Genomic DNA, 18,916 nt, shown 5'->3' with positions numbered 1-18,916 from the left:
ATCATTCCTCAATTGGCTTGGTTTGGTAGTGGTGGCCGTCATGTCCGTGGACACTGACAACCTCTTTCACGCGCCGCCCCTCGGCCGTCTTCTCAATGGAGACGATGAGATCGATGGCTTCGGTGATCAGCGTTTTCATCGGCGCTTGCGTAGCCTCAGCCACAAGTTGTTCCATGCGGACGAGACCGGCTGGCGCCGAGTTTGCGTGAACTGTTGCAACCCCACCGGGGTGGCCTGTATTCCATGCTTTGAGAAGGGCGAGCGCCGCGCCGTCGCGGACCTCGCCAACAATGATCCTGTCCGGACGTAGGCGCATGGTGGCCTTGAGCAGGCGTGTCATATCCACCTTATCGGTGGCGCGTAAAAGCACTGCGTTCTCGGCCGAGCATTGCAGCTCTCCGGTGTCTTCGAGAATGAGCAGTCGGTGTTCGGGCGAGGCAACCACCATGTGCTTGATGATTGCGTTTGTGAGCGTGGTTTTGCCGGTCCCCGTTCCGCCGACCACCAGGATGTTTTTCCGATGACGGATAGCTGCCTCTAGCGCAGCCTTTTGAACCGGATCCATGATGCCCTGAGAGACATAATCGGAGAGTGAAAACACTTGGAGTGCTTTCTTTCGGATCGTGAACGTGGGGGCGGCTACGATGGGTGGAACCAGGGCCTCAAATCGTGAACCATCGAGCGGCAATTCACATTCGAGAATTGGGTTGTCAGCGGTTATGAGGGTGTTGAGCGTTGAGGCTACAGTTGCCATCAGCGAGCGTGCCTGAAGCGCTGGCATCGAGCCACATGCCTCCATGGGCATTCCCATACGATCGACCCAAAGGACCCCGTTGGGGTTCAGCATAATCTCGTTGACCATGGGGTCATCGAGCAGATTCAGAATCTGTGGCCCCAGCTCTCGCCGGAGCTTTTCCTTCACTCTCCGCTCATGCTCGCCGGCTCTGTCGTGGGAGGGCGCTTGCATCAGTATCATCCTTGGCCGCGTCATGCGGTCCACTTGTCTTGTAATGGCTTCCTGTGATCGATAATACACTATCAAAGCCCGGATTGCATGATAGTGTCCCGGCTATCAAAATGATAGTGCAAACACTATCAAAATGCACAGCAAAAAGCCCCTGCGCGGCGAGCGTCAGGGGCTTCCATCGGTAAAACTCTAGCTATTTTAGTGGGTTAGCGTTAATCCTGATGCTTTCAGGCAACTTTTCGCCTATCGCTAAGGCTTTAACATGGTCCATAAAGGTACGTTCAGGACCTTTGCCAACACGGCCATGTTGTCGAGGCTGATGGAGCGCTTACCTGTCTCGATTTCGCTGATAAACGATTGAGAGTAGCCAGAAATTGTATGGATGTCCCGCTGTGAAAGCCGCGCAACCTTGCGCGCTTCACGCAGATTACGGCCGAAAAGTTCGCGCATCCGCTCGACGTGCTCTTCGACCTGGTGATCGTTACTTTGCGGCCCCATCGTTTTGGTGAGCCTCCGGGTTCTTAGTCTCACAGATGATAACAAGAAACGGCCTTTCCCACCCAGTTGGTTCCAAGGTCAGTTGCGACATAAGCCATTGAGAGCACCCTTGGTGCTTAAAATATGCAACCGACTTTTGCAACATTCACAGCAGGGAGTGAGAACAGGTATGTACAGGGTGAAACCCCCGACCCAGAGGCTTTTTGGCTATTCGACAGTATCAACACACGATGACACAGATGCGAAACAGCAAGAGCGAAAGCTGATCGCGGCGGGCTGCTCTGCGGTCTACCTCGACCTTTCGAAAGCTGCCCGGCAAGAAAGGCCGGAGCTGGACGAACTACTGGACGATCTTAGGCCAGGCGATACCGTTATCGTGTGCGCGTTGAACCGCATTGCGCGGGGCACCCGTGAGCTGCTGGATGTTATGGAGCGGTTGCGGTTGATGGGCGGGCATTTGGTCAGCCTGTCCGAGCCCTGGTTACACACAGCCCGCCATGGCGGCGTTCTCTTCGAGTTCTTTCAGGGGCTGTCCGCCTTCGAACGGTCGCTGATTCAGGAGATCACGCGCAATGGGCGCAGCCGAGCAAAGAAGCAAGGTATCCGCTTTGGCCGCCCCCCTACCCTATCGATCGCGGAGCTGAAGAAGGCGCGCCGCTTGCTTGACGCCGAGGGTTACACCGTAGCGCAGACAGCCGACCATCTGGGTGTGCACCGAACAACCCTTTATCGAGCGCTCACGCGAAACGGCAAAGCCGGCGAAGGGTAGCGAAAGAAAACCACAAATAGCTATATAGATATATTGCTATCTAGATATAAAGCTATCATACTGGACTCACTTCTCATCCATCATAGGAGATTCCCGCATGACGGTATACGCCGTAGTCAACACCAAAGGGGGCGTGGGTAAAACCACTATCGCGGTCCACCTCGCCACGATGCTTGCCCGAGCTGGTCAAGCGCTGCTGATTGACGGAGACCCGCAAGGCAGCGCGGCGAGCTGGGCGGCGTGGCGGCGTGATGGCGAGTTCTCGCCGAGCCCGACAACCACTGTCCTTTTAGGAAAGGCCGTTTTCAACGAGGGTAAGGCCCTGTCTCAGGGCTTCGATAATGTTGTCGTGGACGCCGGCGGCCGAGACAACGGGGGGCTGCGATCCGCCCTGCTCCTGGCACAGCGCGCCGTGATACCCGTTGGTGCATCGAACCTGGATGCCGCCGCCATGACGGACCTTTTGACCGTGGTGGAGCTGGCCAAGGACTACAACCCGGACCTCGATGTACGTGTGTTGCTCAATCGGGTGGATCCGCGCACGAAGGACACAGCCGAAATGCTGGAATGGCTGGCCGAGCAGAACCTGGCCGTCATGGATGCGCGGGTGTGCGAGCGGGTGGCATTCCGCCGAGCGATCGGCGAAGGGGCGACGGTTCAGGAGATCAACAAGAAGGATCAGGCCGCCGTCAGCGAGATCGAGGCGCTATTCAAGGAGATCACGCAATGAAGGCGAAACCCGACCTGACCCAGTTTCAGCCGAAGGGCAACAGAGCCAAGAAGGATCCCACGTCATTCCTCGACGGCGCAGATCCCGAAGTGCAGGCAGACGCCCCCAAGCGCGGACCCAAAGCGGTAACAGCGCCGACCGTGCAGAAGCTATTCCGGCTCGATGCGGAGCTGGCAATGGCCTTGAAGAGGCATGTGGCGGAAGAAACAATCAAGACTGGGAAGCGCATAACCGAGATAGAGATTGTGGACCAGGCGCTGCGGAATTATCTCAAGATATCATGATAGCTATATATCCAATATATCTTGATAGAAAGCTATATAGCTATCACAAAAATCAACGGGATGCGCGCAAAATTCAATCTTGCTTGCGCAATCTCATTCGATGAGGCATCATCCAGCATGAATCACGAGGTCACAGATTCGTTGCAAGTGGTCGAGCCGAAAGTTTTCCGCGAGCTTGTTGCTACCGGCGCTATCCAATCGGTTAGCGTCCGGGCGGTAGAACAGGGGTTGATCGTAGTAGTCACCATTGGAGACCAGCAGCGTGTGCTGGGTCTTCACCGGGGCGGTGCGAGATACTTCCAGAGCGTGGACGGCGCGGCGAGCGTCTTGCAGCAGAATGGCATAACGCAATTTGACGCGGACCTGGTGGGTTGGACGCCCAGGACGCAACCGAAAGGAAGCAGGATTCGAAGCGAGGGTGGGGTTAGTAGTTACTGATTGGCGTCGGTGACTTAGCCCCAGAAATGCAAAAGCCCCGTTGGCGCGGGGCTTTGCGATATAGGTTCTGAAGGCTGGTACAGGCTTGGCGGCCTGCCCATAGAACGCTGCATCCGATACGCAGTATTCTATGCCACCAGTCTCCAGAACGCAATGGCGTTCGTGCGAATTTTCGCGCGCCTCGCCGGCTGGAGGCTATGGGAACATCACAGCTCAGGTTGTTCGATCCGGATGAGGAAGCCGGCGCTTACCACGACCCTTCGCGGTCGGGGTTCTTCTCCATTTTGGTGCAATGCCCTGGAGAGGGTGACAAGCGTCAATCCAGTCACCGGCTGACGGACATGCCCCAAGTGCTACAGCTGCTCGATGCCAGCCGTGACACCTGGCTGACTCAAGCCGAATTCATCCGGCCGAACCGCCGTGTGGTGAATCTTGCCCGTATCGGCTTGCTATTCGCCGACCTCGATACGTACAGGCAACCTTGGGCAGCAGGGAGAACGCCGGAGCAACTGGCGGCTGCCGTACTCTTCCACTGCGCTGACGAGGGCCTGCCGCCCCCTTCCCTGCTGGTCTACAGCGGGCGCGGGATCCAGGCCAAATGGCTATTGGATGGCACCCTGCCCCGTCAGGCACTGCCGCGCTGGAATGCGTGTCAGAAATACCTTGTCGATCGGCTTGCGCCGATGGGTGGCGACACCAATGCAAAAGATGCGTCGCGGGTGCTGCGCGTCGTCAACACCACGAATTCAAAGAGCGGCGAGGTTTGCCGCGTCGTGCATGTGGAGGCCGACAGCGACGGCCAGCCGGTGCGGTATTCGTTCGAATACCTGGCCGAGCAGCTTTTGCCGGTTGCCCGCTGGACCATCGAGCAGCAAAAACGCGATCGAGCGGAGCGCCGGCAGCTCAAACTACTGCCGGGCGGCAAGGCTGACAATCTGCGTGGGTTCTCGGGCCGACAATTGGCATGGGACCGGCTGGAGGATCTGCGCAAGCTGGCCACGATCCGGGGCGGTGTCTCAGAGGGTGAGCGGATGCAGCACCTTTTCTGGCGCATGAACTTCCTTTTGCTATCCGGAGCGACCAACAGCCGGGCCATGTACCGCGAAGCTGTCGAGCTGGCGGCCGAGCTGGATCCGAGCTGGACGTATCGCAGCAAGGAGCTGATGACGCTCTACAGCAAGGCCAAGGCTTACGAGGCCGGCGAGAAGATCACGCTTGGCGGCAAGGAGTTCTCCCCGCTCTACACGCCGAAGAACGACACGCTCATCAGCCTTTTTCACATCACAGATGCCGAAATGCGCCTGCTGAAGACGATCATCAGCACGGATATGGCCGCAGAACGCCACAGGGAGCGCGAGGAAGCGCGTAGGCGCGCTGCTGGTGCCGTGGATAGGCAAACGTACCTGGCGGCCGCCAGCGCCAAGCAGGCGCAGGCTGTGGCGCTGAAGGCCGAGGGATTGAGTGTTCGAGGGATTGCAGCACGAATGGGCGTCTCAGTGGGGTCTGTTGCCGGGTATCTGAAGGCGGCCGCCAGTGTTCAAAGTCCATGCGTATTACAGGCCGAGCCTACCCTGGAAACTGGGTGTTCAAAGTCCGTGCGTATTACTAATGGCGTAGCCTCGCGGCTGGGGGGTTCCGATGTTTGATTGTACTCGGATGGTGGTAGCCGCCATGGCCGAAGGCCAGAGTAGCCCCTGCAAGAAATATATTGCGAGTAGCCCGCAAAGCGGCGGTCAGCCGCTGCGCAGCGCCTTTATGGCGCGTAGGGGCCATCGGCCCGGAGTAGCCCTTTCAAGCGAAATCGGATCATCGTGATGGCAAGGAAAGCCTTTGCACCTGAATTGCTGGCCAGGCTTAGAGAAATGGCCGTTACTGAAGCGTTGGACCGGCTGGAGTTGTACTGGAAGGCAGATCCGTCCTTTCGGCCGGTGAAGGACAAGGACACCAAAAGGGTAAATGTGTCGGTGGGCGGCGGGGTGATCGAGCTGCTGGTGAACGGCCCAAAGTGGTACGACACAAGGCAAAAGCGCGGTGGTGGCGGTGCCATTGACCTGGCCATGCATGTTTTGAGGCTGGATTTTGTGTCAGCAGTAAAGCGGCTGGCTGCATCGTAATGATAGCATGATATATAGATATCTATATAGCAAAACGATCTAAGGGGAAAGGGCCGGAATTCTTTGAAATAGTCCCGATCAGGACTATAATTCTATACAGGGCAGCGGTGATCAACATCGCGCACTTCAACCGACAGAGAGGTCTGAACATGAGCGAGTTTATTGGCGGCACAATCGCACTGGAATGCTGGGTTAATGGGAAAGGATTGGTCTCTACAAAGGTCGAGTTTTGGTCCGATGAAAAGGGTATAAAGCTCCAGGCCGTGAGCGGTAAGAACCTGGCTGAATTTCCGCCAATGTTCTCGGCACGGATCAGTGCCGAAGAGTTCGAGGACCGTCCCCGCGACATTTACGATGACACAGTTGTGGCCATTTGGGCGCTGGCAAAGGTCGGCTTGGTTCCGGCGGTGCTGGATGAGGCGGATGAAGATGAATTCCATTAATGCACTACGATGGAACATCCTGTGCAGCGCGGTCCGGGAGGGCCGCGTGGTCAAGCTCGATGGGCACATGACGGTGGTTTCCGCGACGAAAGACGCTATCGTGACGCGGACAGGTCTAGGCGGTGAAGTTACATTTCATCGAAGTGGAAATATTGGCCCACGGTTTGATGCTTTCACACCGGAATATTTTTTTGCAAATGGGGAACGCATTAGCGGTCCCCCGCTTTGCGGGGGGAAGCCATGATCAATCCACGTCCCCTGCTCCAGTGGGCGCTGGAGACCATGCCGCCCGAGGATTACGATAAGCCAGCGGCGCGGAAACGCGCCCTGGTGGAAGAGCTGAACAGGTTCTTGGGTACCGCCTATGCGGTGCCCCATCTGAATAGCTGGCTGGCGGGCAGGAAGCCCCTGCCCGTTCGTGCTTGGCAGCACCTGGCAGCCGAGTACATTGAGCAGGAGCTGTTCGAGCAAGGAGATCTTGCCGAGCGAATGATTGCCCTGCTGGGGTTGAGAGATCGAACCGGATAGCCCCGCCCAGGCGGGGTTTTTTAATGCACCAAAAGGGACGCTTCAGATAGCATGATATATTGATATCTATATAGCAAAACGATCTAAGGGGAAAGGGGCGGAGTCATTGGAAATAGTCCCGATCAGGACTATAATTATTCACAGGGCAGCGGTGACCAACACCGCGCATAACCACCGACCGAGAGGTGATAAACATGAGCCGGATTAACAAAGAGGAAGCAATAGCGGCAGTTGGCGCTGAAACAATCGAGAAACTCCTTTGCGAGCGGGTGGATTTCACCAACCGCGTAATCGGGGACGGGACATGGGTCGAATTTTCCGCACGCCTGCGATGAGCTCGACCAAATCGACTGGGAAAAAGCATTGCAAGACGCAGAGTTTGAGATCCTCTGATCGGCCCGCAAGGCCCAACAAAAATCATACCCTGGAGAGTACCATGGGCAAGATCATCACCATCCAGGCCGCGATGTTCGCAGCCCTTGGAGAGAAAACCAAGCTCAGCCGGTCTGGGCTCAGCGTCATCTTCATCGAGCCCCAGTGCGGCCGCCACGACCTTTCTGGCATTGAGGATCTGGCCGTGAAGCAGGCCGAGGCGGCTGGCCTGGATATTAATGCCGTGACGCAAGAGCAGGTGGCGGCGTACACGGAATGGTGGGAGCGCGTTTCCTATGAGCGTCAGATTGGACAAGCCCGGATCCGGGTAACGCGGATCTACCCGGTGCAGTGTGGTCACAGCGAAATCCCTGGAAATCGCGTTGACTTGCTGGATGGCTGGGGCCGCAGCGTGGAGTCGCGTTTCGTTCACGCGAAAGAGATTTACGATCCAGATGCCATTAATCGGATTGGTGGTAAGGGCGCGTATTGCCACATTCCAGATGCTGCTGGCCTTGACAGGGCCATCGTTGCGCTGCGCAAGCGCCACCCCGAGTACTCCGGCGCGCCGGTGAAGGATAACAACCTCAGCCAGGCTGCTGGATAAAACGTGCCACTGCATCCATGGTATAGCCCCGCCCAGGCGGGGTTTTTTAATGCACCAAAAGGAACGCTTTCGGATATCATGATATATAGCTATCTATATAGCAAAATGATCTAAGGGAAAGGGGCGGAATCCTTTGCTATAGTCCCGAATAGGACTATAATTCTACACAGGGCAGCGGTGGTCAACACCGCGCACAACCACCGACCGAGAGGTGATCATCGTGAAAACAGTAACTATTAGGCAGTGCTACGGGGACCACACAGAATGGACCAGCACGCACCGCACGGACGACGACCAGGTCGCCATCGAGAGGGCCATCAAAAGGCGTTTCGGTGTCCGTGCAGCCTTCTATGAAGATAACGGCCTCTCGACCGAGAGTAAAAAATACGGCCAGATCGGCCACCCCACTAAATGGGGTAATGCCAGCATGGATACTGGGCGGGTCAGCATCAGGGTAGAGTGACGGAAGGCCCCGCCCAGGCGGGGTTTTTTAATGCACCAAAAGGAACGCCACCAGATATCATGATATATAGATAGCTATATAGCAAAACGATCTAAGGGAAAGGGGCGGAATCCTTTGGTATAGTCCCGATCAGGACTATAATTATTCACAGGGCAGCGGTGATCAACACCGCGCACAACCACCGACAGAGAGGTGATAGAAATGACAAAACAAGCCAAATTCGAACGTCTGAGCCCTGATCTAAGCAGGGCGAGACAGGTTGCAGCCATACGCCAAAGCGCGCTGGAGGAGATCGAGGCGATGACCTCATTCTCCCTGAGTGCCGAAGAAATGCGGGAGGAGATTGGGGTGATCCTATCAAGTTGCACACGGAGAGTTAAGGAGGTCAGGCAGGATAACAACCAGAGCCAGGCTGCTGGATAAAACGTGTCACTGCATCCACGGTATAGCCCCGCCCAGGCGGGGTTTTTTAATGCACCAAAAGAGGATCCCAAGGGGTATGATATATAGCTATCTTTATATCAAAAAAGCTAGATTTCCCTTGACGGGAATTCGCGTATAAGCGAAAATGGCGTATGTTCGATATCAAGCACTACATCACCGACGAAGGCCGCGATGTGTTCGCGGACTGGCGCGATAAGGTGAAGGACAGCAAGGCGAAAATCGCCATCGACCGGCGCATCTACCGCGCCGAGCTGGGCAACTTCGGCGATCACAAGCCATGCCGAGAAGGGGTGTGGGAGCTTCGTATCGATGTTGGGCCGGGTTATCGCGTCTACTACGCGCAGGCCGGCAAAGCCGTGGTTCTGTTGCTGTGCGGCGGTATCAAGCGTTCGCAGGACGCCGACATTTCGAAAGCATGCGAATACTGGAAGGACTGGCAGCGCAGCAATAACCTGAAACAGGAGAAACAGCGATGAAAGATCGAGCACATGACGACGCGATGGCCGAGGTTTTCCGCAAAGATCCAGCCTATGCGGTCGAGCTGCTGAATAGCATTCTTGAGGACGGCGACCAGGCCGAGCTACTAATCGCGCTTCGCCAGATGGCTAAGGCATTTGGCGGTGTGTCAAAGGTGGCCGAGAAGGCGCAAATGAACGGGACACATATCTACCGAACCCTCTCTGCAAAGGGTAATCCGGAGATCCGTAGCCTGTCGGCAATCCTCAAGACCATGGGGCTGCGCCTCGCGGTGCAGCCCATCCAGCAGCATGGATAGCATGATATATGGATAGCTATATATCATGCGTGTGGTGACTCGCGCCAGATCGCGCCCAGTCCCGCCAGGTCACAAAGGATTGCCCAGGCAGCGAAGGGGATAGGTGAGTCATCGCCAGTCCAGCGCCGGACTGTTCGACCACCCTGATGGCCAAGCCCGAGGATACGAGCTGCCTGGCTTCCGGAAAGCCCAGCCAGCGCCAGAACCTCGCGAATCTCATGGCCATTTGGCCGGAGCCAGTCTTCACCTGGCCGAAAGCATTCAGGGCGGATGTTCATGCGCTTTTCTCCTGTCGATTGTATCGAGGGCCATCATGCGGCCCTTAGAACGGTTTCTATGACGCGCTGCGCGGCGAGGGGCGGGACGGCATTGCCCGCCATGTGCACTGTCAGGCGGTGGTCCGTAGGGCGCTTAAAACCCTCTGGAAAGGACTGCGCCGCCAGAACTTCATCAGCGTTCAACATCCGCATTTTATTGCCTTTTACCAGCGCCCAGCGATCAATCGTCGTGATCGTGCCAATAGGACGCTCCACCGATCGGCCCGTCAGGCCGGATCCACTCCCATAGTAAGGGATCAGGAAACGGCCCTTGCCCAGTGCGCGCCATCCACGCCCTATACGGGCCTTGGTGGCGGCGCTGCGCCCCGCCTTGCGGATAGGAGACCACTTCCCGCTATCCCAGCGTATGAAGCTGCTGGCCGGGACGTGAGGATACTGGGGCAATTGCAGGAGCAGCGGATTCTTACTTTTGGTGCATACCAGAAAGAGCCGGACCCGGTTCTGGGGCACTCCGAGATCCGCGCAGTCTACGATATGCGGCGCGCACTGATAGCCCAATGCTCCCATGGCTTGAAGCCAGGCAGGGTAAAGCGCCCATCGGGTGAATTCCGGCACGTTCTCAACAATGAGCACGGGAGGCCGATGGTATTCAGCGGCGGAGACCACGGCCCAGGCCGTGGCTCGCGAGGTATCGTGCTGTGGGTTGCCGTTTGCGCGACCACGAGCGGGGCTGTGCCCCTGGCAGCAGGGAGAGGCTAGCAGCATATCGTGGGCCGGAGCGAGGCCCCAATTGGCTTGGTGAAGATCCTGACACACATGGATAGCGTCAGGATGGTTGACGGTGTGCCACTCGACGGCAGAGGGCCAATGATTGGCGGCCCAAAGAACGTGAACGCCGGCAGCCTTGGCACCAGCAGTAAAACCGCCGAATCCGGCGAAGAGGTCGATTGCAGTGGTATTCATAATCATCGTTTCCGGTAGGTGACCAGGGCACAAAGCCCGGCCTTAATGGCCCCGGCGTAAACCGGGGCCGGAGTGGTTCAGTCGATGGCTGCGAGGATGTTTTCACGCTCGGTGTGCTGCAAAGCGAACTCGCGAAGCTGATAGTAGTGATCGGCCAGGTGATCGCCCTGCCCAGTCTCCGCCAAGGCACAGCAAAGAGTGTTCAGCGCGAAAAGGGTTACCACAATCCCGCAAGCGTCGGCCGAAAGTTCCCCTTTGTGGCCGTTGCCTTCCACAACGATCCGCAGAGGGCCGGGCAGGGAAGGGGCGGCGTAGAACCCGCCATTGGACAGCTCGTAGAACTCCCAGAACGCGCCGCTATAGCCAGGGCAAAGGTTGCGCATCCAACTGAAAATCTGCCCTTCGCCGCTGAGCATCAGGTTTGAGCCGAAATATTTGGGGAGGAAGTTTAACCGCTGATCATCGGCGACGAGTGATGCGGCAATGGGGGAGGGGAGTTGCGTATTCATCGGAGTTCTCCGGTTGTGGACCTGAGCGAAGTGCCCGGCCTTGAATACGCATTATAGGGCATTGCGCCCTAGATATCTATATATCTTGATATAAATATATCAAATTCCGAGGGTGAGGCGGACTAGCTCAGCACCACCATGGCTAGGGCTGCAATGGATAGCAGCGCCGCAACCCCTGCAATACAGGCGGCTATGACCGCTCCGCTCTTTGCCGTATGGGCGTCATCGCCCGCCGTCAGGGCTTGTCGAGCGACACTTTGGGCTTCAGTCGTGTGCTGCCGGATTGTCGTCAGTGCTTCCTGAAGAGCGATCGTCGTGGAATGTTTCACCTGTTGGGCGATGTAATCGCCCGCGTCGGTGATGACCTTCCCGGCCGTTTGCTTGGATTGTTCCACCTGCTGCTGAAGGGTGATGGTCAGCGAGCGGTTGGCCTCATCGTATTGTTTTGCCGCCAGTTCCAGATAGCGGCTCAACACCATTTCATTGATTGTAACGGTGACAAGAATCGGATCGTCACGGCCCAACAGCACCCCGTGACGCAAAGAGACCTCTTTGCGGATTTCATCAAAGTCCAGATTCATGGTTCCCCCTTACAAGACCGGGACGGCCGCAAGACTGTCGAAAATCGTCTTGCGCACCTTTGCGAGCCTGGCTTTCGCCATCAGGCCGAAGGCTTCCGACTGCGCCACCTCGGCAAACGTCAGCTTCGATTCGAGCATTTGCTTTATGTCCTCGCCAAAGGTGCTTCCGGTCTGCCGTGGGATCCTCACGATCCCGCGAACCTTGTCCTTGTTCTGCTGGTAGGCTTTCATCTGTTCGAACGACTTGCCGTCAGCATCGATCTCGCCAAAGTACTCGTTCAGCCACACAACAATCTCTGGCCCTTCGGGCAGTTGTCGGGCCAGCTCGTTAAAGCCATGCACCGTGTCTGCCTGTGCCTGTCCACCTGTAATGACGCTGTGGATGATGACATGGCGGTCGTTCTCTTCGAGAACGGAGAACGCATCGTTCTCTGCCATGTAATAGCTCAGGGGGATGAAGGACGACGCGCCATTGTCCACCACGAAATGGCTTTCGTCTTCCAGGATCTGTTCGATCAGCTTGTCAAAGTTCCGCTCAATCAGCGTCCCGCCGTCCATCAGGTTCAGCCGCGTTGCCTTGAATGCCTCGAAGCCTGCCAGGGTCATGTTCACCGGGTCGGTGTCCACGACCCGTACCGGCTCCCCCTTCTCGATCAGGTATTGAGCCAACAGCGCCGAGACCAGGGATTTGCCCACGCCGCCCTTGCCTTGCAGGGTCATATGTACGTTTTTCATATCGCCACCTTATAGTGTATAGACTATCAAACAAGGCGGACTAATAGCGTCCACCCGAACCAAAACCAACCGTCTCGCGCTAGTACAACTCGCCCTTGTCGTAGCGGGGGTCGAACTCGAAAGGAGCTTTCTTCACCCTCGCGGGCGCGGGCGAAGTTGCCTTAGAGCCCACCGGATCCGTTTCGGCAGGGGAGGGGGCAGACTGCGCCGGAGCTGACTCAGCCCCCCCATTTTGGTGCCCAAACGGAAAAGATGGCGGCGTGATGAAGCGCCGGCAATAAAGAGAGAATTGCGGGTAACCGATCCCGATCCTCTCTTCCAGATCCTCATAAATGACGATCTGGGGCTCACCTTCGGCGAGCCGTCGCCGGATTTCATCGTAATGGGCGAGAAATGCCGCTCGCCCCATGCCTTTCCGCCTTTTCCTGTCAGTCGCCAAAATCAATAGCCCCAAGTCTTTGATGATAAAGGCGAAAGCCGCCCATAGGCTATTATAGCCTATGGAAAGCCAAAAAGCAGGAGAAATGCCACGTCATAGCCTACGATGCGCTATAATCGTGGGGAGAGAGATGGCAAGATGTGTGTTGTACCGGTACGGGCTAACGCCCCTCCCGATCCACCACCACCCCTTACTCGCCTGCGGCTCGACGGCATCTTGCTCTGCGAGGCACACGGTCGCTGCCGCGACTGAAGAAGGAACCAAAGAAGAGAGGCGCCGATGGCGGACGACAAAGCAGCGAAACCGAAGGGCAGGGGAACCCGCCCTCGGCGCGACAGGATCGAGGTCTGGGTGACCCCTGACGAGAAAGCCGACTTGAGCGACAAGGCGGCTCAGGCGGGACTTTCACTATCGGCGTACATGCGCGCCGTTGGCCTGCATGAACCGATCAGATCTGTGGCCGACCTTCAGGCCGTGGGCGAACTTGGCAAGGTCAACGGCGACCTTGGCCGTGTTGCCGGGCTTCTCAAGCTATGGTTGGCAGAGAAGCGGGGGGAGGGCGCTCACCCTATCGAGGTCGAAGGGCTGATGAAGGAATTTCGCCTTCTGCAAAGCCAGGTGCTCGACCTTATGGGGAGGGTAATGCGTGATCGCTAAGCGGATCCCTGCACGGACGCAGACCAGCAGCCCGGCGCGCCTTATCCGGTATGTTGTCAATGCCCAGGGCGGGCTGGATCCACGTAGTTGGGAGCGGACGGCCGATTACATCCTCGACATGAATGCCGGTAGCACGAACGACCGAGGCGAGAAGGTAGGCGGGATCCGGGTTTCTAACTGCGCCACCGAGGATCCAGCAGCGGCGACTTTGCTTATCGAGCAGGTCCAGGCGATGAACACCCGGTCGAAGAACGACAAAACCTATCACTTGGTGTTTTCATTTCCCCCCGGCGAGACGCCCGCCCTCGACGTGCTTAACCAGATCGAGGACGAGTTGTGCGCGTCGATCGGTTACGCCGATCATCAGCGAATTTCGGCGGTCCACGTCGATACCGATCACCTGCATGTGCACGTCGCCATCAACAAAGTCCACCCAACGGGTTTTCAGAACATCGAGCCGTATTTCGACAAGAGGCGGTTGATGGAAACCTGTGAGCGCCTGGAGGTCGAGCACGGCCTTCAGAGAACGAACCATGGCATACGAGACCACCAGCATGAACGACCTGATAGAGACGCAATCCGACTTGGACCCGAGCAGCGACCTGATGATCGAGACAGCCGATTCAGGCGCTATCTTCGAGAGTCCCACAATCTCCAGATTACCGATCGACCAGAGGCCGAAACCCTCAACGGTCTGCGAAACCTGTCCAGCAGCCATCTGGTACGTACTGCCTCGGGAGCTACGGTGCTACTGCCGGGCGATGCACGTTCTGGTGTACAGCGATCAGGAGAAGAACGTGCTGACGGCGTGCGACGGGCGAGAAATGGCCCTGGAGCAAATGATGGCGCAGCAGGCGGAATAGGGCGCGCCGCAAAAGGGGTGGAATCCTTCAGCGGTATTGAGACGCTGGCGACCTATGTTTCCCGTGAGATCGCGCCCAGCCTTCGCGAGGCAAAAACCTGGCAACAGGTTCATGACACCCTCGCCGAGCATGGTCTGTCGATAAAGCCCCGAGGGGCAGGGCTTGTCATTGGCGATGATGGGATCCCGCTATGGGTACGAGCCAGTCAGTGCAGCCGTGACCTATCAATGAAGCGGATGACGGATCGGCTTGGTCCGTTTGAAGCGCCAACGGGCGCAGCCGATAACGAGCCGAAGAGAGACAGACAGAAAAGCTACACGCAGCGGCCCGTTCATCAGCACCCGTCGAGCGCTCAGCTATTCGCTCAGTATCAACGCGAGCGCCAAGAGAAACAGTTAGCCCGCAAGCAGGGCATGGCGATCGTGCGGAAGCAGGATGCCGATTATTACGCCCGCCTTGGGAGCTGGCGGGCAAACCAGAGACTCGCCACCCGCACGGTCAAAGGCACCGCCCGCAAGCTGTTGCAGTTGTCCATCCGCAACCAGGCGGCAGCGGCAAAGCAAAAGCACAAGGCCGAAATGAAGAAGCGGCGCGAGCAGCTTTACAACCGCACGACCATGCCAAATTGGGCGGATTGGCTTATCCAGCAGGCTGAAGGCGGGAACGAAGATGCCCTCGCGGTGCTGCGCAGCAGAGCGGCAAAAGAAGAGCGTATCCGTGGTGACCTGATGACCGCTGAAAAGGCGGAACAAGCGCGAGATCGCGTTCTGGCCGCGTTGAAACCATCAGCGCGGCGTGATGGCGCGGTGACCTATCGAACCATCGACGGTGGCATGGTCATCGATCGTCGCACCCAGGTGCAAGCGCAAAAGGCCACAACTGGAGCCGCCTTTGTCGCGCTTACGCTGGCCGCCGAGAGGTTTACCGGGCAACCCCTCATCGTGGAGGGAACCGATCAATTCCGGTCCGAGGTTGCGAAGCTGGCGGCGCTGCACAAAGTAGCCGTGACCTTTGCAGATCCTGTCATGGAGAAAGCCAGACAGGAAGCGATGGCCGAGCAGAAAGAACGGCCAGAGGCTGGACAGAGCGCACCAAAAGGCGAGGCGGCGCAGCCGGAGCAGGGCGCGGGCAAAGCGGGATCTGTTGTGGAATGGATCGAGAGCCGTAACAAAGCGCGTGACAAAATATCTACAAAACACTATCAAGGCGACGACAAAATATCGACTATACACTATCATCGTTTGTGGCAATCGCCGGATGCAGGCTCATTTTCATACGAGGGCAGGCGGAAAATGAAGGATGGATCGGAGGTGCTGCTTTTGAAGGGCAAGGCCGAGGGTGAACTGCTGGTGAAGCCCGTAAGTTCCAGGGTCGCAGCCAAAGCCAGCAAGTGGAAGATCGGCAGTCGGGTTGAGATCGATGCGCGAGGCCGGTTTATCGATAAATCAAGAGCGATGGAGCGATGAACGACAAAAATTCAACAACAGGAAAAGCACGATTCAAGGGCCTGGTCCTTCTGGCCATTTACATCACCGGCGTGAATGCGGCCTGCACACAGTTCATTGCCTCAAAACTCGCCTATCACCCGGCCCTAGGGCCGCCTATTTGGGATCAGGTATATCAACCGTTCGCGTGGTGGCGCTGGATGCTGCGCTTCTACGATTCCTCTCCCACCGTTTACAACATTTCCGCGATTATCTTCCTGCTGGGCATGCTTGTCGGTGTCCTGGCTTTTGTCATCGGCGTCGGGCTGGCTACCCGCAGTTCACGGCAACATGCTGGCGTCCATGGCACGGCTCACTTCGCCACACTGGACGAGGTGAAGAATACGGGCCTTCTGCCCACCGGCAAAGGACGGGGGCAGGGCGTCTATTGCGGCGCTTTTGAAGATCCGAAGGGCGGCAGAACCTATTATCTTCGACACGATGGACCGGAGCACATTTGTGCGTTGGCACCTACCCGGTCGGGTAAGGGTGTCGGCTTGGTCGTCCCCACTCTTTTGAGCTGGCCCCATTCGGTTTTTGTTCTTGATCGAAAGGGTGAGAACTACGCGATGACAGCCGGATGGCGGAAAAGTCAGGCGAACAACGTCATTCTTCGCTTTGATCCCGCCGAGCCCGATGCCGGCTGTTCCTGGAATGCGCTGGCAGAGATCCGGTTCGAGACGCGCTATCAGGTCAGCGATACGCAAAACATTGCGCTGATGGTGATCGATGATGATGGGCGCGGGATCGCAGGAGACCATTTCCGCAGTGCAGCATATGAATTACTGGTCGGCCTGATCCTTCATGCGCTGTACAAAAGCCATGAGGTTGGCCGGCTACCTGGCCTTAATGACATTGCCAAGATGCTGACGGGCGTTGGGGAGTTTGCTGCGCCTGAAACCGAAAATGAACTGGTCGATGATCCAGACGGGGATCCCAAAGCCCTTTCCGGGCTCTTTGCTGAAATGCGGGATATCGCCGTGGGCACCGATGACGCGGCGGCAAAAGAGGCGAAACTTGTCATTGCCGGCGTTGGCCGGCGTATGCAGGGAACGCCTGCCCGTGAGCTGGGAAGCATCATATCCACGGCGAACAATGCCCTGTCGCTCTATCGGGATCCGATAGTCGGTAACAACACCACCCGCGTTGATTTCAAGGTATCCGATCTGATGGACCATGAGAGGCCGGTGTCTCTCTATTCGATCATGACCCCGCGCAACGCAGACCGCTTGCGCCCTCTCAATCGACTGTTGCTGACACAGATCGTGCTTAGCCTGGCCGACAAGATGGAGTTTGATGATGGCCGGTCGAAGACCGTGCACAAGCATCGCCTGTTGCTGATGCTTGACGAGTTTCCAACGCTTGGCCGGCTCGACGTATTCGAAAGCGCCCTGGCCTACATCGCGGGTTACGGGATCAAGGCATACATCATCACGCAGGACGTGCAGCAGCTCTACAAGTCTTATACGAACTACGAGAGCATCATTTCTAACTGCCATGTCAGGGTAGCTTACGCGCCAAACAAGCTGGAAACCGCCGAGTGGATGAGCCGGATGACCGGCACAGCCACTATCGTTAAAGAGCAGGTATCCGAATCTGGGCGGCGCTTCGGCGTCATGCTGGAAAACATTTCTCGCAGCTATCAGGAGATCCAGCGTCCCCTGATGACCGCTGACGAGATCATGAGGCTTCCGGGGCCGGAAAAAGATTCCAAGGGCGACATTCTGGAGCCGGGCGAAATGCTGGTTTTCGTCGCCGGGCAACCCGTGATCCGTGGCACTCAGATTCTCTATTTTCGGGATCCAGTGTTCTCAGAACGGTCAAAGATTCCGCCACCCAGGACCACGGATACCATTTCCCACCTTTTCGAGCAGGCACAGCAAGAAGGGGAACAACAGGCACCAAGGGAGGCATTCAGAATCCAATGAATAAGCGCACTTTTGGTATGGCGGGCCTCGCGGTCGCCGCAGCAATCGGGCTTGGCGCCATTGTCGCCGACGCTCAGGGCATCCGCCTGAATTTCACCGCCTCAGCCCCTTCCGGCGTCTGGCAGGTTAGCCAGAGTGCCGCGCTGGAGCGTGGTGCATTGATCGAGGTTTGCCCTCCCGATCACCCTATTGTCGATCTGATGGTCGAGCATCACTATCTGGATCCGGGCAGTTGTCCTGGCGAGGTTACCGCCCTGCTCAAGCCGGTTGCCGCCGTCGCCGGCGATACGGTGACGATACAGAGCGGAAGTCCCGCTCAGGTGAACGGACAGCCTCTTCCCAACACCTATGCCAATCCCGATATGCCCGCCTGGCCGGATGGCACCTACGAGGTGCGCGATAACGAGATTTGGCTGTTCTCGTCCTACAGCGAAAAGAGCTTCGACAGCCGCTATTTCGGGCCAGTGAGCACCGACAAGGTAATCGGTGTCGCTGCGCCCCTTCTGATTAAGGGCGACGTGGCCACCATGACCGTCATGGAGACGCGGCCATGATCGGGCTGGAGATCTTTATCGCGTGTGCGCCGAATGTGGCCCCTGCAACCATCGAGCAGATCATCACCGTTGAAAGTGCCGGCGATCCGTTGGCCATCAATGTCAATGGTGGTCGTCTGGAGCGCAAACCGGAGAGCCCGGCCGACGCGGCGAAGATGGTCTACCAGTACATAGCGAACGGCCATTCCGTCGATATGGGACTGATGCAGGTCAACAGCCGGAACCTGGCCGCGCTTGGCTATACCGTCGAGGAAATGTTCGAGCCGTGCACGAACATTTCGGCAGGATCCCGCGTCCTGACTCAATTCTACAGCGCTGCGCTTCGGGACTATCCCGATCAGCAACGAGCGCTGACGGCAGCACTGTCCGCCTACAACACCGGGAATTTCATCAAGGGTTTCGAGAACGGCTACCTGGCCCGCTACGGAATCCATGCGCAGCAAGCGCCGGTCTCAGTGCCGGCGATCACCCCTCAATCGGCCGATACGGTCGT

General features: G+C 57.4%; 23 protein-coding genes. 16 read left to right on the top strand and 7 right to left on the bottom strand.

Translation table 11 applies throughout. The annotated features are described in order from the left end of the window. Position 1: 1 nt before the first annotated feature. The gene (gene trbB / locus MUU56_RS31565; RefSeq protein ID WP_398433207.1) at positions 2-976 is read right to left on the bottom strand and encodes a P-type conjugative transfer ATPase TrbB; all 975 of its coding nucleotides are present in this window, start codon (positions 974-976) and stop codon (positions 2-4) included. Positions 977-1,216: 240 nt separating this feature from the next. Next, entirely contained in the window at positions 1,217-1,465 is a 249-nt protein-coding gene (locus MUU56_RS31560) for a helix-turn-helix domain-containing protein (protein ID WP_245082854.1), read from the bottom strand. A gap of 169 nt (positions 1,466-1,634) precedes the next feature. On the opposite strand from MUU56_RS31560, the gene MUU56_RS31555 reads away from it, so the two are divergent. The 11 genes from MUU56_RS31555 (at position 1,635) to MUU56_RS31510 (ending at position 9,432) form a co-directional block, all read left to right on the top strand. Further along, positions 1,635-2,234: a recombinase family protein gene (locus MUU56_RS31555; RefSeq protein WP_245082851.1), complete on the top strand. Its 600-nt coding sequence runs from the start codon at positions 1,635-1,637 to the stop codon at positions 2,232-2,234. Between the two features lie 97 nt (positions 2,235-2,331). Then, complete coding sequence (locus MUU56_RS31550; protein ID WP_245082848.1) at positions 2,332-2,964, top strand: ParA family protein; 633 nt, start codon at positions 2,332-2,334, stop codon at positions 2,962-2,964. Continuing rightward, positions 2,961-3,248 (top strand): hypothetical protein, encoded by a 288-nt coding sequence (locus MUU56_RS31545; RefSeq protein ID WP_245082846.1) that lies wholly within the window; start codon positions 2,961-2,963, stop codon positions 3,246-3,248. Before MUU56_RS31550 ends, MUU56_RS31545 begins: the two co-directional genes overlap by 4 nt. A 60-nt stretch (positions 3,249-3,308) precedes the next feature. After that, positions 3,309-3,686: a ParC family partition-associated protein gene (parC, locus tag MUU56_RS32785; protein ID WP_342346181.1), complete on the top strand. Its 378-nt coding sequence runs from the start codon at positions 3,309-3,311 to the stop codon at positions 3,684-3,686. Between the two features lie 197 nt (positions 3,687-3,883). After that, a complete protein-coding gene (locus MUU56_RS31540) occupies positions 3,884-5,332 on the top strand; it encodes a hypothetical protein (protein WP_245082844.1) in 1,449 nt (482 codons plus the stop codon). 168 nt (positions 5,333-5,500) lie between these two features. Continuing rightward, positions 5,501-5,800, top strand: coding sequence for a hypothetical protein (locus tag MUU56_RS31535; protein ID WP_245082842.1), 300 nt, complete (start codon positions 5,501-5,503; stop codon positions 5,798-5,800). 149 nt (positions 5,801-5,949) lie between these two features. Continuing rightward, complete coding sequence (locus MUU56_RS31530; protein WP_245082839.1) at positions 5,950-6,243, top strand: hypothetical protein; 294 nt, start codon at positions 5,950-5,952, stop codon at positions 6,241-6,243. A gap of 240 nt (positions 6,244-6,483) precedes the next feature. Then, positions 6,484-6,771 (top strand): hypothetical protein, encoded by a 288-nt coding sequence (locus MUU56_RS31525; protein ID WP_245082837.1) that lies wholly within the window; start codon positions 6,484-6,486, stop codon positions 6,769-6,771. A 436-nt stretch (positions 6,772-7,207) separates the two neighbouring features. After that, complete coding sequence (locus MUU56_RS31520) at positions 7,208-7,750, top strand: hypothetical protein (protein WP_245082835.1); 543 nt, start codon at positions 7,208-7,210, stop codon at positions 7,748-7,750. Positions 7,751-8,788: 1,038 nt separating this feature from the next. Then, positions 8,789-9,133: a type II toxin-antitoxin system RelE/ParE family toxin gene (locus tag MUU56_RS31515; RefSeq protein ID WP_245082833.1), complete on the top strand. Its 345-nt coding sequence runs from the start codon at positions 8,789-8,791 to the stop codon at positions 9,131-9,133. Continuing rightward, the gene (locus MUU56_RS31510; protein ID WP_245082831.1) at positions 9,130-9,432 is read left to right on the top strand and encodes a helix-turn-helix domain-containing transcriptional regulator; all 303 of its coding nucleotides are present in this window, start codon (positions 9,130-9,132) and stop codon (positions 9,430-9,432) included. The genes MUU56_RS31515 and MUU56_RS31510 overlap by 4 nt, the downstream gene beginning before the upstream one ends. 311 nt (positions 9,433-9,743) lie before the next feature. Here MUU56_RS31510 and MUU56_RS31500 read toward each other — a convergent pair whose 3' ends face one another. The 5 genes from MUU56_RS31500 to MUU56_RS32985 all read right to left on the bottom strand — a co-directional run bounded on the left by MUU56_RS31500 (position 9,744) and on the right by MUU56_RS32985 (position 12,937). Further along, positions 9,744-10,673 carry a DNA cytosine methyltransferase gene (locus MUU56_RS31500; RefSeq protein ID WP_245082826.1) on the bottom strand — a complete coding sequence of 310 codons (930 nt, stop codon included), beginning with the start codon at positions 10,671-10,673 and terminating at the stop codon, positions 9,744-9,746. Between the two features lie 77 nt (positions 10,674-10,750). Then, positions 10,751-11,182 carry an antirestriction protein gene (locus MUU56_RS31495; protein ID WP_245082823.1) on the bottom strand — a complete coding sequence of 144 codons (432 nt, stop codon included), beginning with the start codon at positions 11,180-11,182 and terminating at the stop codon, positions 10,751-10,753. 122 nt (positions 11,183-11,304) lie between these two features. Further along, positions 11,305-11,763 (bottom strand): conjugal transfer protein TraM, encoded by a 459-nt coding sequence (locus MUU56_RS31490; RefSeq protein WP_245082820.1) that lies wholly within the window; start codon positions 11,761-11,763, stop codon positions 11,305-11,307. Between the two features lie 9 nt (positions 11,764-11,772). Next, positions 11,773-12,498 (bottom strand): nucleotide-binding protein, encoded by a 726-nt coding sequence (locus tag MUU56_RS31485; protein ID WP_245082817.1) that lies wholly within the window; start codon positions 12,496-12,498, stop codon positions 11,773-11,775. Positions 12,499-12,577: 79 nt separating this feature from the next. Further along, positions 12,578-12,937 (bottom strand): TraK family protein, encoded by a 360-nt coding sequence (locus MUU56_RS32985; protein WP_425314256.1) that lies wholly within the window; start codon positions 12,935-12,937, stop codon positions 12,578-12,580. A gap of 279 nt (positions 12,938-13,216) precedes the next feature. Between MUU56_RS32985 and MUU56_RS31480 the strand changes: the two genes are divergently transcribed. The 5 genes from MUU56_RS31480 to MUU56_RS31460 form a co-directional block, all read left to right on the top strand. Beyond that, on the top strand, positions 13,217-13,594 hold the full coding sequence (locus MUU56_RS31480) for a plasmid mobilization protein (RefSeq protein ID WP_245082814.1): 378 nt from the start codon (positions 13,217-13,219) through the stop codon (positions 13,592-13,594). Further along, positions 13,584-15,923, top strand: coding sequence for a TraI/MobA(P) family conjugative relaxase (gene traI, locus MUU56_RS31475; protein ID WP_245082811.1), 2,340 nt, complete (start codon positions 13,584-13,586; stop codon positions 15,921-15,923). Before MUU56_RS31480 ends, traI begins: the two co-directional genes overlap by 11 nt. Continuing rightward, positions 15,920-17,869, top strand: coding sequence for a type IV secretory system conjugative DNA transfer family protein (locus MUU56_RS31470; protein WP_245082808.1), 1,950 nt, complete (start codon positions 15,920-15,922; stop codon positions 17,867-17,869). Before traI ends, MUU56_RS31470 begins: the two co-directional genes overlap by 4 nt. Continuing rightward, positions 17,866-18,423, top strand: coding sequence for a conjugative transfer signal peptidase TraF (traF, locus tag MUU56_RS31465; RefSeq protein WP_245082804.1), 558 nt, complete (start codon positions 17,866-17,868; stop codon positions 18,421-18,423). The genes MUU56_RS31470 and traF overlap by 4 nt, the downstream gene beginning before the upstream one ends. Then, a partial coding sequence (locus tag MUU56_RS31460; protein ID WP_245082801.1) for a lytic transglycosylase domain-containing protein occupies positions 18,420-18,916 on the top strand: 497 nt, incomplete at its 3' end. The genes traF and MUU56_RS31460, both read left to right, overlap by 4 nt.

The sequence above is a fragment of the Shinella yambaruensis genome, assembly GCF_022899355.1.
Lineage (GTDB): Bacteria > Pseudomonadota > Alphaproteobacteria > Rhizobiales > Rhizobiaceae > Shinella > Shinella yambaruensis.
The sequence above is the reverse complement of the archived record's forward strand: the minus strand, read 5'-3'. Positions and strand labels throughout refer to the sequence as shown.